A 13,753-nucleotide genomic window follows, 5' to 3' on the forward strand; every position below is an offset into this window, starting at 1 on the left:
ATCAGTTCGGGTAAACGGTGAGTATTTCTGCGTCACAGGCGGCTGATCCCAGGTAAATCGTGCCGGGAACATCTTGTGTAATTGTCAGCCCAATCAGATGGCGGCTGGCGGGTTTGGCGTCATCAATCAACCGCTCCATTTCTTCATACATCGCTTCATCAATGCCGGATTCGAGGACGCCGATATCGAGCTTAAACGTGCCCGGTGGATCACCGGTCTGCCACCATTCGCTGACATTAATGACGTAGCCGAGCGGCTCGACAACGCGCTTTATCGCGCTGATCGTGCCTTTGTGTTGATGGATGAACCACGCCGACTGGATGACGCTGCGTTTGGTCGCCGCTGGCCATTCGCTGTCCCAACTGTCAACGGAAAGCGCCCAGGCAAGATAAGGCAGAAATTTGGTCGGGCAGGTCTGCGGGTTCCACAACGTTTTCAGGGGAACGCTGATCTGCGCGAGTTCAGCACAGGCTTGTGCGGCGGCCAGTTCCAGCGGCGAAGATCCGCTGGGAAGTAACCTGTCACTCATCGGAGCCTCCGACCGTGATGGAATAGTGGTTGCAATAGGACGCCTGGGTTTTATCGAGCACGATATCAGCAGGCGGCTGGGCGAGTTCGACGCGCTGAACGCCTTCAACGTGTAAGGCCGCATAAATGGCGGATAAGCGGATATCCCGGCCTAAACGGTGCTGATCGCTGATATAGGCTTTCAGTTTTTCTTCCGCTGCCAGGGTAATCGGTTCTGATTCAGGGCCGGGGTAGAGGAACAGTGTTGCGTCAATTTCATAAGGGACGACGCTGGCAGACTGCACCAGAACACGGTCCGCAATCGGCCGCACATTTTCGTCGTTGAGCGCAATACGGACTTTCGCCAGCAAGTCCTCAGGGGCAATCCCATCCGCCTCCCGCGACAAAACGGAAATCGTCACATTGGCCGGAGACGGACTGATGACAGAAATGTCGGCGACGCGGCCGTCAGCGGAAAGCCCGTGAAACTCGTAAGATCCGGACGGGCCTGCGACGCTCATTCCTTCAAATGCTTGCGGAATGCGGCTGCGAAAATCGGCATCGCTTTCCATTACTGCGGGTGTCGGCGGTAGCGCCGTATTATCTGCCGGGGTCAGAACCAGCCTCTGGACACCGTTGTTCGCCGCCAGCTGATCCAGATCGCTGCCCGTGGCATAAGCTACCATCACCGCGCGGGCGGCTTCGTTTACCCGCTGGCGCAGGATCAGTTCGCGATAGGCATTCTCCTGTAGGAGTTTGACCAGCGGCTCGGATTCCAGCGTCAGCGTACGGCTGATGGCTTCCTGCTGATCGGCGGGATACAGCGAAATCAGCGTGGTTTTACGTTCTTCAAACAGGCTTTCATAATCCAGTTTTTCGACCACATCGGGGGCCGGTAACTGGCTCAAATCGATCGTTGCCATAGTGTCAGCTCACAGGAATATTGAGAGAGAAATCGGTTGCCGTATCGCTACGGTTTCCGGTCAGTTCCACGACCATTTTGCCGGTGTAACCGGTGTCAAAAGTAATGGCCGAGAGTGAAATACGCGGTTCCCAGTGCAACAAAGCGGTGTAGCAGATCGCCATCATTTGCAGGCGCAGTGCGTCGTTTTGCGGCTGATCGATGAACGATGAAAGCAGCGAACCGTAGTTCCGGCGCATCACTCTGGAACCGGCCGGTGTGTTCAAAATATCGCTGACGGACTGGCGGATATGATCGAAATCTTCAATCGCCGTGCCGCTGTTTTTGTTCATTCCCAGGTACTTTGGATTACTCATTGCGGGCCTCCGGTTTGACCGCCGCCAGTCTGTACGCCGCTGTGGCGATGGGTATGTACCACGATGCCGTTGGACGTCAGGCTTCCGCCGCTGTGGGTTAAATTGCCGGTCAGCGTGCCGCCTTGTTTAACTTCAAGAGAGCCGGTGGTCAGTTTGCGGGTGCAGACAACTTCCGGCGTATCCAGCGTGATGCGCGTGCTAGCGGTGCAGCGGATTTCCGGCGCGGTGACATCAACCTGCTCCGACGCGTCGATCACCGCCGTTTTAATGCCGCTGACTTTCAGGGCGCCGTTCGCCGGTTCGTACTCAAAAATCGCGCCGTCCGGAAATGCCAGATGCAGGGCATCCGCCGAAGCTGACGGTGCTGGTGAAGCATTGGAAAACACGGCCGGTAAGACGAAAGCGGTATTGAGCTCGCCGCCCATCGACAGCAGTAAAACCTGTTCGCCCGGAGAGGGCGCCCACCAGCTGCGGGTGCGGCCAGCGCGGTGTGTCATCCACGGCAACCACGCCGTCACGTTGCTTCCGGTCGTAACGCGGCAGCGGGCGTTGGGTAAATCCAGTTCTGACACCGTTCCGATGCGTACCAGATTGCCAATCAGACGCATGATGTCGTTGAGTTGAAAGTTTGTATTCATGGGATAAAGGATGCCGTTTCACAGGGTTGAGCGACAACTGATGGCCGTCTGTCAGCCGATGGCACAACAGTTGTTATCGGTTTATTCGGTCCAGCTGCTGATCAGTGCTCCGTTGAGATAAACCTGGCGCGGCAGCGCGACGTTCTCCGGCAGCGGCGGTTCCGGCAGGTGAGTGATCGTCCGTACGCCATTTTCGTCGGCGACCTGAACCCGCTCGGTCAGTTGCAGCGTGAATGACAGTGCTGCGCCCGGCTGCACAAAAGCAAAATCGGTCAGCCGGTGCGTCGCGTTGCCCAGAATCTCAGGCTGATTGACCCGGAGCCAGTCGAGGATGGCGACCACCATCTGGTCAGTCAGACTTTCATCGGGCGCGTTGTCGCTGCTGACGCTTAACGTCAGCGGATAGCGATATTCGAAAGAAAGTGAAGAGGCCGAGGTGGCGACGACATTTCCCGCGCCGGTGGCCATCACCAGCTTTTCAGGAGCGGATTGAAAAAAGGAGATTTGATCAATCAGCCGTTGTTTTAGCTGTAGTGGTTTTTGCATGTTGTGCCTCCTGACACTTTTTGATGGTCTCAATCTGCAGGCCGCAGCTCAGCAGGGCGGATTCCAGCTGGAGAATATCGGCGCTCAGTGCCGCGTTAGTGCGCGGATGGCTGGACGGAACCGGGCAGGAACTGACCGCCGGACAGCCAATGTAAATAATCGCTGACGGAGCTGAAGGCTGGCCGGTCGTGCAGCCGGCTAACATCAGCAGGCAGCTCAGCGTCAGCCCACCGGCGCGATTGCGGATTGTCATGAAGGCTCCTTTGCCGTTCCTGTTCCCGGGACTGCATCACCTGCGCGGCGGTGCTCAGGTCCTGACGTAACGCCAGTTCGGCTTCCGCGCGTTGCTGCATTTGCTGATTCAGCTCTGTAATCAGTTGATCCCGCTGGTGTAATTTCGCGGTCAGCGCGGCGTGCTGCTGAACGGCATTGTTGAGGTCGTGCTGTAGTGAACGGTTGGAAAGCAGCAGGATGACGATTAACAGCGCCATTCCTGCCAGAAGTGCCAGCATTGCTTTCATTCAATTCCCTTCATGCAAACGCTGAATTCGGCGTTTCTCCGGCGTTCCAGCCCGCTGCTGCGCTGGCCTTTCACATAAACCCAGCGAGGAAGTTGTCCGCAGGCCTGCCGCCATTGTTGTTTGTTGATGAAATACGCCAGCGTGGATTTGCAAGCCGCGCCGGTACCGACGTTAAAACTAAATGACACCACGGCATCAAAGACTGGCTGCGGCATATCGGCGGGCATGCACTTTTTGACGGCGCGCTCGGTTTGCTGGATATCCTGCAACAGGTTTTCAGCCGCCTGATGCTCGGTGATCGCTTTTCCGGGGATCACGCCTGTCGTATGGCCAATGCCGCTGGTCCAGACGCCCGCGCTACACTGATAGGGTTGCAGCTGGCAGCCTTCAAAGTCAGTAATCAGCCGAAGCCCTTCATCTGAAACCTGTAAGGCGTGATAACCGGGCAGCGCCGCCATCAGCGCCAGAACCGCGGCGGCGCTGCACCGCTTAAGAGTTGAGGTCTTCATAGGTGTTCGGATTCAGGTTGCTGCGCGCCAGAAGCTGGAAGCTTTTACGCCGGTAATACCAGTTGACGAGAAAAGTCCCGACGCCCACGCCGGATCCGACTAAAAAGGCCACATCCTGCGATGTCAGGCCCGCCAGCCAGGTCAGCGACGTGGCAATGAAATAGGCGCAGGCCGAGCTGATGCGTTCAGTATTCAGTCCCATAACTTGATCGCTTCCTGAACCGGTTGTTCAGGGATATCAGGCATTTCAACGGCGGTGCCGTGTGGCAATAACGGGCCTAAGTCCGCAATGCCTTTATTGGCGGCGTACACTTTTTCCACGACAACCGCGGTGCGGCCGTAATAACGCCAGCACATGGAATCGAGGGTATCGCCCTGTTCTGCATAGAGTTTCATCGGTTTTCTCCGCAAGTGAGTGAAATCGTCAGGAGGTGAAATCAGTCTGCGGAATATGGCCGGAGGCAGCAATCTGAGAGGGTTGTTAAACGTGTGGCACAACAGGGAATTGAAGGGGGAGAAATGGCGGGGCGCTTAGCCCGAACAGAAGCCGGAGGAGTAAGCGCCACAACAGGAAAATACCGCCCGCAGATCAGGTTTTCAGTGTGCTTCGTCTGCGCTCCCGTGGTAACAGAGCGCGTCCTGATCCTCACCGGTCAGAGCCTGGCCAGCCAGTTCAGAAATCAGTGACATCACGACAAGAAATTCTTTTGGATTGCATTGCGCTGTCTGCGAAATGTCTGCGATCAATTGTATCCTGGACAACGTTAGCTGTTGTTTAGTCAGGTTTTCCATTTTCTCCCCCTCGCCAGATACTGTGTTTATATACAGTATTCTTTAATTGATCTAATACGTCAACACTCAGAGCATTTTAAAAAATATAATTCATTGAATTAATGCGGAAATTTTTATTGGCGCGGTTTTTGTATGGATTTCAGCAATCCTGGCAGGGAAACCGATCCACAGTTATTGACAGAACTCCAAGGTGAGCAAAAGGCGGGATTTCAGGGCGTGGCTGGCGCAAACGGACAATGCGCCATTGTTCGGTATGCGTCAGGAATATCTGCGACTCGCCGATATGCGGCGCATAAATGCCGATGACTTTTTGTCGCGGTTCATCGTAGGCGTTGAGCTGTTCACTGATCTTGCGGGCAACGCGCACGGTCTGATCTTTTCGCCGGATATGAATGCCGCCCTGCGCCTGAATGTAACGGGAAAAGCTTCCCTGATCCGCCGAGCTGCGAACTTCTTCAACGCGTTCGTCAAACCGGCTGGCGAGGCTCTGGTTTCTGATGCGTCGGCACTCGCGCCAGGCACCGACAGAAGGGATGCCAATGGCGTGAAACTGCGGGATCCGCCAGGTCGATGCCCAGGCGGTGACAGCGGTGGCGACGTCGGTCAGCAACCGGCCAGAATCATGATCGGTTTCGCCTTCGAGCGCGTAGCCATCGATATTTTTAGCGACATATTTGGCGATGTACCCGGCAGCGCCTCCGCAGTTGAGCGGTTTGCAATGAAAGCGGGATTCCGCTGCGCCGGGTTCGTCGGGATCTTCTTCAAGCGCGTAACGCCGCATCACGTCGATCACTTTTTGCTGCTGTTCAGGCGGCGTGAACAACATCATATGCCAGTGTGGTGTTCCGTCGTGATGGGGCTCAACTACGCGAACACCGTACACTTTCAGGCCTTTATCTTTAAACGTGGTGCGGATTTTTGCCCAGATGGCGACCAGGTATCTCTGCGCATTTTTAGGTGTAAAAGCGTGCTGATTCCATTTGGGATTGAACGTCGGGGCTGAATACGGGCTGTAAGTTTTCATCGGATGGTATTTTGACGGTGTCGTCAGGGTGATGAACAGGCCCCGGTCCTGCTGCTGACAGGCAACATCTTCGACGCCGGCAATCAGCGTCATCAATTCCATACGCCGCAGTTTAGGGTTCGAAACGCTGGCTAAAACGGTATCCAGCAGGCTCAGTCTGTCACCGGATTCGACGTTTTCCAGCTCACACTGCTTCAGGTAATTGAGCGTGGAGAGGCGGCGGGAAACCACGTCACGGATGGCATTTTTGCTGGCATAAGGCGAAGCAGACCGGTTTACATAACCGCAGGCGATCATCAGCGCTTCGCGCCACAGACGTTGCTGTGAACGCAGTTGCCTTTCCCACCATTCACCGCTGACCAGCCGGGAAATGCTGGCGACCGCCGCCTGCGCGGTCATCCGGCCTTTTTGCCATGCATTCCAGTACAGTGGCTGAACGCGAACGGAACGCGCCATCGCCGACAGATGCCCGAAAATCTCACGCTGCGTGCTGTCTTGCAGTAAAACGTCCTGTTCAGGCATCTGTTCCAGCCAGCGTTCGCAATGATGTTCGTAAGCATCCTGCATATGAATGGCCAGAGTGTTTGCCAGCCGCTTCAGCGCATCATCATTAAGATCGGGCAGGCGGTTGAAGGTTTCCTCTTCCGTCAGCAGTTTTTCCGAATACTGGCGGTAAAGCCTGTGACGCGCGCTGACCCGCTGAATTCGCGGCCATAATCGTTGTACAAACACGGTCATCAGGAAATGAAATGCCGGACGCACGCCCTTTGTCTCCAGTAAAAACTGATACCGCTGATGCAGGGGTGCACGCAGGCAGCGCGGAAGGGCGGCAATCTGAGAAAGTGCCGCCTGCTGGCGCTGACAAAAATCACGGCTCAGCGGTTTTTCCAACGGGCTGCTTATTGCCGGGCGCGGCGCATTCCACCACCACGGACCGGCCTCATTTTTTCCGGCCAGGGGAGCGAACGCAGAAGATGACGTTATCTCCGGCAGATTAATTTTCATAAACTATTTCCCCAAACGGTTTTGCAGAAAAAAGGCAGCAACATGCCTTCCCGGAAAAGGAATATTTCCAGAATGAACTTATTAAAAACTGAAAAAGAAAAGTGACTTATACAGGGCGGTAATTCTTTTTCCTGAGCTCATTAATCTCCTGACACTCAATACAACGCTGAACGCCCGGAATAATCTTTCTGCGCTTTTCCGGAATGACACACTCGCAATCCTCACAGAAGTCTGCAGACGGGGCGCGCGTCGTGCGGGTTGCGCGGGCGATTTGTTCCTGTAAAACAGTTAACTGATATTCCTGGGATTCATCCATCCAGTCAGCCATCAGCAAAATTCTCCTGTATATCGCGCGGTAAAATGGCGCAGGGATAATATGGCCTGAGCAATTTTTAATTGCTCCTCGGGTTTTAATTCTGAATACGTTAATAAGGTATGACGGCGCTTAAGTCCGGCATGGAAACACAATGTGGTTTTCAATTTGTCCGAAGCCTGATCAAAAATTGTTTCCAGCTTATTTTTACTGTCAGAAAAATAGGTTTCCTTTAAATGCGCGATCTGGCGCAAGCCTGTCAGCCGCTGCTGCTCTGTGCCTAAAAACATAACCCCTCCTCAATGACCCCATTCCGTGAGCAGGAGATCCTCCTCTCTTTGCCGCCTGTTGCTTCAGGAACGCATTGCGGATTCTCCACTGCGCCGTAAATTTGGTATCATGGCTTTCTATTGGTACATTACATAATCAATCTAAGCTTGCATTTGCGAGTTGTCAAGATGATATTTACAGGCCCAGGGGTTTTCGCCAGATGCAATTAGATGAACTCGAAGGTGGGAAAGCCGTTCTGACGCGTATGCTTCAGGCTTACGGCTTTAGCATGCAGAAAGAACTTGGTGATCTGTATGGGTTATCCTCTGGAACGATAAGTACCTGGGTAAGAAGAGATTATTTTCCCGGTGATGTGGTTGTCGCCTGTGCGCTGGATACCGGTGTTTCACTGCGCTGGCTTGCAACGGGCAAAGGGAATATGCAGGATGCGCCTTCCGCAGGATCATCCGCTTCTGCAAGTGTGCTTCAGCTTAAAAAGTTGAGATTGCGAGGTGGTGCGCTGGAAGAGGAAGGCGTATGGGTAGCCGATCCTTCTTTACTGGACGGTTCTCTGGCTGAACCGGCTTACATTGTTAAAGGCAATCACTCCTGGATCATCGATTTAGGCAGCACAATTCCGGGCAACGGGCGCTGGCTTTTGAATATCGATGGTGATGTGGATGTCTATGACGTGGCGCGTATCCCGGGAAATCGCATCAAAGTAACGCGGCAGGACAGCCATTTCGAATGTGGCGTGGAAGAAGTCACGGCGTTAGGCCAGGTCTTTATTACGCTGGATCGCAATCTGTAATTCTTCACCCTCAGCAACCGCCCCGGATGCTGAGGGAAATCCCGTAAAATTCCCCATATCTTTCTGACTCCCCAATCTGACTTTTCCTTATCCCTTCACACTGTGTGTAATTTACACGGTACAGCAGGCTCAACCCTTAAAGATTTTATGTAAACATAACTTTCCGTATTTCGGTTTAATGGCTGGTAATGGTAATTTTAAGTTTACAACTAAGGCTTGATAAGTTTACGCGCTGTGTTAATGTTGTCCGCAGATGCCTCAATGGCAGCCCATTTTCCTGATAAGCGGAACACCATCATGCAAAAAGACGCCCTGAATAATGTTCATATCACTGCCGAACAAATCCTGATCACCCCGGAAGAATTGAAAAATCGCTTTCCTTTAAGCGTCAGTGACGAAACCAGCATTTCCGAAGCACGTAAAACCATCGCTGATATTGTGCATGGTCGTGATCCTCGTCTGCTGGTGGTGTGTGGTCCTTGTTCCATTCATGACGTTGACGCCGCGCTCGATTACGCGCGTCACCTGAAAACGCTGGCAGCGGAACTGAGCGATCGTCTGTACATCGTGATGCGTGTTTACTTCGAAAAGCCCCGCACGACAGTAGGCTGGAAAGGTTTGATCAACGACCCGCACATGGACGGCACGTTTGATGTTGAAGCCGGTTTGCACATTGCGCGTGATTTACTGTTGCAGCTGGTTGGCATGGGATTACCGCTGGCTACCGAAGCGCTGGATCCAAACAGCCCGCAGTACTTAGGCGATTTGTTCAGCTGGTCGGCAATCGGTGCGCGTACGACAGAATCTCAGACTCACCGCGAAATGGCGTCAGGTCTGTCCATGCCTGTAGGCTTCAAAAACGGTACCGACGGCAGCCTGGGCACGGCAATCAATGCTATGCGTGCAGCGGAAATGGCGCATCGTTTTGTTGGTATCAATCAGGCCGGGCAGGTTTGTCTGTTGCAGACCCAGGGTAACCCGGACGGCCACGTGATTTTACGCGGCGGCAAAACGCCAAACTACAGCGCGCAGGATGTTCAGGCGTGTGAAAAACAGATGAGCGACGCGGGACTCCATCCTTCCTTGATGATAGATTGCAGTCACGGTAACTCAAACAAAGACTATCGTCGCCAGCCCGTTGTGGCTCAGTCCGTGATTGATCAGATTAAGGCCGGCAACCGCTCTATTACGGGCCTGATGCTGGAAAGCCATCTGAACGAAGGTAGCCAGTCTTCTGAACAACCGCGTTCAGAAATGAAATACGGTGTGTCGGTAACCGATGCCTGTATCAACTGGGAAACCACGGAAAACCTGTTACGCACCATGCATCAGGAACTGGGTGACGCACTGGCGGCACGAATCGCAGGAGAGTAAGTTTTTATGGTGGCAGAACTTAACGCGTTGCGCGATCAGATCGACGACGTCGATAAAGCGTTGTTAGATCTCTTATCACGGCGTCTGGCGCTGGTGGCAGAAGTCGGTGAAGTCAAAAGCCGTTATGGTTTGCCGATTTATGTGCCTGAACGTGAAGCTGCAATGCTGGCCTCCCGCCGTCAGGAAGCGCAGAACCTCGGGGTTCCGCCGGATCTGATTGAAGATGTATTGCGCCGCGTAATGCGTGAGTCCTACTCAAGCGAAAACGATAAAGGCTTCAAAACGTTGCATCCGGCGCTGCGTCCGGTAGTGATTATCGGCGGAAACGGGCAGATGGGGCGTTTGTTCACCCGTCTGCTGGAGTTGTCCGGTTATCAGGTCAAGGTTCTGGAGCAGGAAGACTGGCCACAGGCGGAAACATTACTGGCGGATGCCGGAATGGTGATTGTCAGCGTGCCAATTCATCTGACCGAAGAGGTGATTGCCCGTCTGCCAAAACTGCCTGATGACTGCATTCTGGTGGATCTGGCGTCGGTAAAAAACCGTCCGCTTCAGGCGATGCTGGCAGTACACGAAGGCCCGGTGCTTGGCCTGCATCCGATGTTTGGTCCGGATGTCAGCAGCCTGGCAAAACAGGTTGTGGTGTATTGCGATGGCCGCGAACCGCAGGCATACCAGTGGTTACTGGAGCAGTTGCAGGTGTGGGGCGCGCGGTTGCATAAAATCAGTGCGGTTGAACATGATCAGAACATGGCCTTTATTCAGGCGTTGCGCCACTTCGCGACATTCGCGTACGGCTTACATCTGTCGGAAGAGAATGTTCAGATTGAGCAATTGCTGGCGCTGTCTTCGCCGATTTACCGCCTCGAGCTGGCGATGGTCGGGCGACTGTTTGCACAGGATCCTCAGCTTTATGCAGACATTATTATGTCCTCCGAAAGTAATCTGGCACTGATCAAGCGTTACTATCAGCGATTTGGTGATGCGCTGGCGCTGCTGGAAAGCGGTGATAAAGACGCATTTATCAGCAAATTCAGAAAGGTTGAGCACTGGTTCGGCGATTATGCGCCACGCTTCCTGAAGGAAAGCGGTGCGTTATTGCGACAGGCGAACGACAACCGTAAGTAACGGCTGATTCCGTTAAAAAGAAGGGCGCCGCATCATGATGCAGCGCCCTTTTATTTTGGCTCAAATAACCGGTCAGAGATCGACAGACACGACGTTTTCGCTGGGATAACAACCGAGCACTTTCAGGGAACGTGTGATCGGGGCCAGATCCTTCAGCGCTTTTTTCATCTCTTCCGAACGCAGGTTGGCCTGCACGTCGATATAAAACATCTCTTCCCACGGATTGCCGTTAATCGGGCGAGATTCCAGTTTCGTCATGATGATGCCCTGATCGCGCAGAACCAGCAGCGCATTCACCAGCGCACCTGCCTGCTGGCCAGTCGCCATGATCAGCGTGGTTTTGGCAGGAACCTGATCGGTCACTTCAATTGCTTTGCGTGCCAGAATAATGAAGCGGGTGATGTTTTCCTTCTGATTCGCCAGATTGTGTTCAAGCACTTGCAGTTTATACAGCGCGCCACCGGCTTCGCTGCCGAGTGCGGCAACGTGCGGGGAATTTGCGGCGGCCACTTTTTCCATCGCAGCGGCGGTGCTTTCGCAATATTCAATTTTCCAGTGCGGGAAGCGGTTGATGAACTGGCTGCATTGCTGGAACGGCTGCGGATGGCTGTAAACCGTCTGGATCTGCGAAAGGTCCGTATCGGTCGCGACCAGAACGCAGTGATCGATAGGGTTAGTCAGTTCGCCGACAATCGACAAGCTGGTGTGTTGCAGCAAATCGTAAACGTCATTGATTGAGCCGGAACTGGTGTTTTCGATAGGCAACACTGCGTAATCTGCCTGACCGGTTTCTACCTGCGAGAAGATATCCTGGAATTTCTGGCAGCCGCATTCGATGAACTGATCGAAATGACGGGCAGCAAACTGACGGGCGGCGAGGTGAGAATAGGAGCCTTTCGGGCCAAGAAACGCGATACGTGCGGAGTCGGAACTGGTTTTGTTCAGATGCTGCTGAAGAAGTGCCTGCTGTGTCAGAACGGAATCTTCGATAATAAGCTGATAAACGCGGGTGATGTAATGTCCGTCCAGCCCCTGTTTTTTTCCTTCCTGAATCAGTGCATTAATCAGTTCTATCTCGCGCTCTTTATCGCGAATAGGGCGGTGAGAGTGCATCTTGGATTGCGCGACTTCAATCGCCATCGAACGTCGTTCTGCCAGCAGGGCCAGCAGTTTCAGATCTAATGCACTGATGCGCTCGCGCAGTGCCAGTAATGAATTCTCTGTCATGTTATTACCCTTTTTGATGTTCTTTCTTTCAGCAAAATTGTGTGAAACGCAGGTATAAAAAAAGCCCCCTTTTCAGGAGGCTTTGTTGTTCGTCTTCGCATTCATTCTTTCGCGACGAAACGCCTCCCAATCAGGGGAAGGTAAAAAAGAATGCGAAGAAAAACAGACGGGTATTCATGTAGGTGTTGTTTCCATAGAGTTGAACTGAGTCTTAAAGTAACCGCTGGGTTTTCCCTATGTCAATAAGGATTTCTTTCAGGCACAAAAAACGCGCTCCTGAGAGCGCGTTGTGAACTGCCTTTCGGATAACCCGGTTATTCCTCTTCTTCCTGCACCGGTTCCAGATTGAGTTCTTTGACGCCGGACTCTGCACGGCGGGCTTCACCCTTATGCTGCGCTTTGTTGAGCTGACGCTCAAGTTTTGTGGTCATGTCGTTAAGGGCAGCATACATATCATCATGCGTGGCACTGGCAACCAGTGTGCCATTCGGTGTACTGATGGTCGCATCGGCGACAAATCCCTGAGGTCCTTTCGACAGGATTACGTGCGGGTTAATGAGCTGAGTTTGCCATTTATCCAGTTTTTTCAGACGTCCTTCGATGTGTTCACGAATCGCGGGAGTGATGTCCATTTGTTTACTGGTAATGTTAACTGTCATATGACTTACCTCTCTTTTTCCGTCTCCGATGAATCCAACATACCAGCCTTTTTTGTGAAATGCGTGCTCAAATCCACGGTTTTTTGTCACTTTTTGTCAACTTTGAAGATTCTGTGACCCAGGGTAATTTCTGGCTGGAAAGGTCTTGAGACTTGCTGCCGGAGCAGGCATGATTGATGGGATCAGTACGCTATTGTTTCAGTTTTCCCCTGCATTTTGCCGCGCATTTTTTATCCTTTCTGTTTTCACTTCCTCAAAAAAGAGCCAAAAAAAACGGCAGCCTGGGCTACCGTTTGTGTACGGACATGTAAAATTACGCTGCGCTATTGGCGGCAATAATTTTCGCGACTTTGTCAGCCTGGTTGTTCAGCTGCAGTTCGCGGTAGGCATTTTCCATCAACGGCAGCGCGTCGCGCGTTGCTTTCGTATCCGGATAATCTTTCAGCATTTGCTCTACTCGGTTAACGACAGCGACGTAAGCGCCACGTTTAGTGTAGTATTGCACCACTGACAGCTCGTATTTCGCTAAACGATCTTTCAGGAATACCAAACGTTTCGTCGCATCAGTGGCGTACTGGCTGTTTGGATACGAGTGGATCAGCTGGCTGAAATCACGGAATGCTGCACGTGCATGCTGTGGATCGCGGTCTGAACGATCAACACCGAAAAATCCTTGCAGTGCACTGTCATCCAACGCCATATCCGTCAAACCACGCATGTACATGACGTAGTCGATATTGGGATGGGTTGGGTTCAGGCGCATAAAGCGATCAATAGAAGCCTGAGCCATTGGCAAGTCAGCAGACTTGTAATAGGCATAAATCAGATCTAACTGAACTTGCTGCGAGTAAGGCCCAAACGGATAGCGGTTATCCAGCGCTTCTAATTGCGCAATCGCGCCTTTAAAGTTACCGTCCTGCAGCTTTTGCTGGGCAGTCGCATAAAGGACGTTAGGCGGATTATCGGGAACCGTTTCTTTGGAACTGGAGCAACCGACCAGCGCCAGGCTCAACGTGGCTGCTGCCACCAGATATTTCACACGCGTCATGACGTTTTGATTATCCTCAGGTGTTATTCTGGGAGACTGTCCGTTAAGCTCCCGACAAAGACCAGCTACAATAGCACATTATTTTAAACGGCATCGCCGTGAA

21 protein-coding genes and 1 other annotated feature are annotated in these 13,753 nt (G+C 52.9%); of the genes, 3 read left to right on the top strand and 18 right to left on the bottom strand.

The window, feature by feature from the left end:
* Window position 1: 1 nt before the first annotated feature.
* The 14 genes from KWG64_RS09620 to KWG64_RS09680 all read right to left on the bottom strand — a co-directional run bounded on the left by KWG64_RS09620 (window position 2) and on the right by KWG64_RS09680 (window position 7,423).
* Window positions 2-529: a phage tail protein I gene (locus KWG64_RS09620; protein WP_218521782.1), complete on the bottom strand. Its 528-nt coding sequence runs from the start codon at window positions 527-529 to the stop codon at window positions 2-4.
* A complete protein-coding gene (locus KWG64_RS09625; RefSeq protein ID WP_218521783.1) occupies window positions 522-1,430 on the bottom strand; it encodes a baseplate assembly protein in 909 nt (302 codons plus the stop codon). Before KWG64_RS09625 ends, KWG64_RS09620 begins: the two co-directional genes overlap by 8 nt.
* 4 nt (window positions 1,431-1,434) lie before the next feature.
* Window positions 1,435-1,785: a GPW/gp25 family protein gene (locus KWG64_RS09630; protein WP_218521784.1), complete on the bottom strand. Its 351-nt coding sequence runs from the start codon at window positions 1,783-1,785 to the stop codon at window positions 1,435-1,437.
* On the bottom strand, window positions 1,782-2,423 hold the full coding sequence (locus KWG64_RS09635) for a phage baseplate assembly protein V (protein WP_195816476.1): 642 nt from the start codon (window positions 2,421-2,423) through the stop codon (window positions 1,782-1,784). The genes KWG64_RS09630 and KWG64_RS09635 overlap by 4 nt, the downstream gene beginning before the upstream one ends.
* An 81-nt stretch (window positions 2,424-2,504) precedes the next feature.
* On the bottom strand, window positions 2,505-2,969 hold the full coding sequence (locus KWG64_RS09640; protein WP_218521785.1) for a phage tail protein: 465 nt from the start codon (window positions 2,967-2,969) through the stop codon (window positions 2,505-2,507).
* On the bottom strand, window positions 2,932-3,174 hold the full coding sequence (gene lysC / locus KWG64_RS09645) for an Rz1-like lysis system protein LysC (protein ID WP_255562142.1): 243 nt from the start codon (window positions 3,172-3,174) through the stop codon (window positions 2,932-2,934). The genes KWG64_RS09640 and lysC overlap by 38 nt, the downstream gene beginning before the upstream one ends.
* On the bottom strand, window positions 3,065-3,490 hold the full coding sequence (gene lysB / locus KWG64_RS25650) for an Rz-like lysis system protein LysB (RefSeq protein ID WP_255562143.1): 426 nt from the start codon (window positions 3,488-3,490) through the stop codon (window positions 3,065-3,067). The genes lysC and lysB overlap by 110 nt, the downstream gene beginning before the upstream one ends.
* Window positions 3,487-3,999, bottom strand: coding sequence for a lysozyme (locus KWG64_RS09650; RefSeq protein WP_195825637.1), 513 nt, complete (start codon window positions 3,997-3,999; stop codon window positions 3,487-3,489). Before KWG64_RS09650 ends, lysB begins: the two co-directional genes overlap by 4 nt.
* Complete coding sequence (locus tag KWG64_RS09655) at window positions 3,980-4,201, bottom strand: HP1 family phage holin (RefSeq protein WP_152323981.1); 222 nt, start codon at window positions 4,199-4,201, stop codon at window positions 3,980-3,982. Before KWG64_RS09655 ends, KWG64_RS09650 begins: the two co-directional genes overlap by 20 nt.
* A complete protein-coding gene (locus KWG64_RS09660; RefSeq protein WP_195825636.1) occupies window positions 4,192-4,395 on the bottom strand; it encodes a tail protein X in 204 nt (67 codons plus the stop codon). Before KWG64_RS09660 ends, KWG64_RS09655 begins: the two co-directional genes overlap by 10 nt.
* 201 nt (window positions 4,396-4,596) lie before the next feature.
* The gene (locus KWG64_RS09665) at window positions 4,597-4,791 is read right to left on the bottom strand and encodes a hypothetical protein (protein WP_152323979.1); all 195 of its coding nucleotides are present in this window, start codon (window positions 4,789-4,791) and stop codon (window positions 4,597-4,599) included.
* A 139-nt stretch (window positions 4,792-4,930) separates the two neighbouring features.
* Window positions 4,931-6,820 carry a replication endonuclease gene (locus KWG64_RS09670; protein WP_255562144.1) on the bottom strand — a complete coding sequence of 630 codons (1,890 nt, stop codon included), beginning with the start codon at window positions 6,818-6,820 and terminating at the stop codon, window positions 4,931-4,933.
* 106 nt (window positions 6,821-6,926) lie between these two features.
* The gene (locus KWG64_RS09675) at window positions 6,927-7,148 is read right to left on the bottom strand and encodes a TraR/DksA C4-type zinc finger protein (RefSeq protein ID WP_218521787.1); all 222 of its coding nucleotides are present in this window, start codon (window positions 7,146-7,148) and stop codon (window positions 6,927-6,929) included.
* Entirely contained in the window at window positions 7,148-7,423 is a 276-nt protein-coding gene (locus KWG64_RS09680; RefSeq protein ID WP_218521788.1) for a DUF5347 family protein, read from the bottom strand. The genes KWG64_RS09675 and KWG64_RS09680 overlap by 1 nt, the downstream gene beginning before the upstream one ends.
* Before the next feature lie 200 nt (window positions 7,424-7,623).
* On the opposite strand from KWG64_RS09680, the gene KWG64_RS09685 reads away from it, so the two are divergent.
* From KWG64_RS09685 to tyrA, 3 genes are all read left to right on the top strand, one after another.
* A complete protein-coding gene (locus KWG64_RS09685; RefSeq protein ID WP_195816482.1) occupies window positions 7,624-8,214 on the top strand; it encodes a phage repressor protein CI in 591 nt (196 codons plus the stop codon).
* Between the two features lie 297 nt (window positions 8,215-8,511).
* Window positions 8,512-9,588 carry a 3-deoxy-7-phosphoheptulonate synthase gene (locus tag KWG64_RS09690; RefSeq protein ID WP_195816483.1) on the top strand — a complete coding sequence of 359 codons (1,077 nt, stop codon included), beginning with the start codon at window positions 8,512-8,514 and terminating at the stop codon, window positions 9,586-9,588.
* Between the two features lie 6 nt (window positions 9,589-9,594).
* Complete coding sequence (gene tyrA / locus KWG64_RS09695; RefSeq protein WP_101078506.1) at window positions 9,595-10,716, top strand: bifunctional chorismate mutase/prephenate dehydrogenase; 1,122 nt, start codon at window positions 9,595-9,597, stop codon at window positions 10,714-10,716.
* Between the two features lie 72 nt (window positions 10,717-10,788).
* Here tyrA and pheA read toward each other — a convergent pair whose 3' ends face one another.
* The 4 genes from pheA to bamD all read right to left on the bottom strand — a co-directional run bounded on the left by pheA (window position 10,789) and on the right by bamD (window position 13,650).
* A complete protein-coding gene (gene pheA / locus KWG64_RS09700; RefSeq protein WP_101078507.1) occupies window positions 10,789-11,943 on the bottom strand; it encodes a bifunctional chorismate mutase/prephenate dehydratase in 1,155 nt (384 codons plus the stop codon).
* A 54-nt stretch (window positions 11,944-11,997) separates the two neighbouring features.
* Window positions 11,998-12,122 (bottom strand) — a sequence feature (Phe leader region).
* Window positions 12,074-12,121, bottom strand: coding sequence for a hypothetical protein (locus tag KWG64_RS25870; protein WP_369794779.1), 48 nt, complete (start codon window positions 12,119-12,121; stop codon window positions 12,074-12,076). Its footprint overlaps the feature before it by 48 nt.
* Before the next feature lie 135 nt (window positions 12,123-12,257).
* A complete protein-coding gene (gene raiA, locus KWG64_RS09705) occupies window positions 12,258-12,602 on the bottom strand; it encodes a ribosome-associated translation inhibitor RaiA (protein ID WP_152323971.1) in 345 nt (114 codons plus the stop codon).
* A 313-nt stretch (window positions 12,603-12,915) separates the two neighbouring features.
* Window positions 12,916-13,650: an outer membrane protein assembly factor BamD gene (gene bamD, locus KWG64_RS09710; protein ID WP_195816484.1), complete on the bottom strand. Its 735-nt coding sequence runs from the start codon at window positions 13,648-13,650 to the stop codon at window positions 12,916-12,918.
* Window positions 13,651-13,753: the final 103 nt, after the last annotated feature.

It is taken from the genome of Rahnella sp. PD12R, assembly GCF_019200965.1.
GTDB lineage: Bacteria > Pseudomonadota > Gammaproteobacteria > Enterobacterales > Enterobacteriaceae > Rahnella > Rahnella laticis.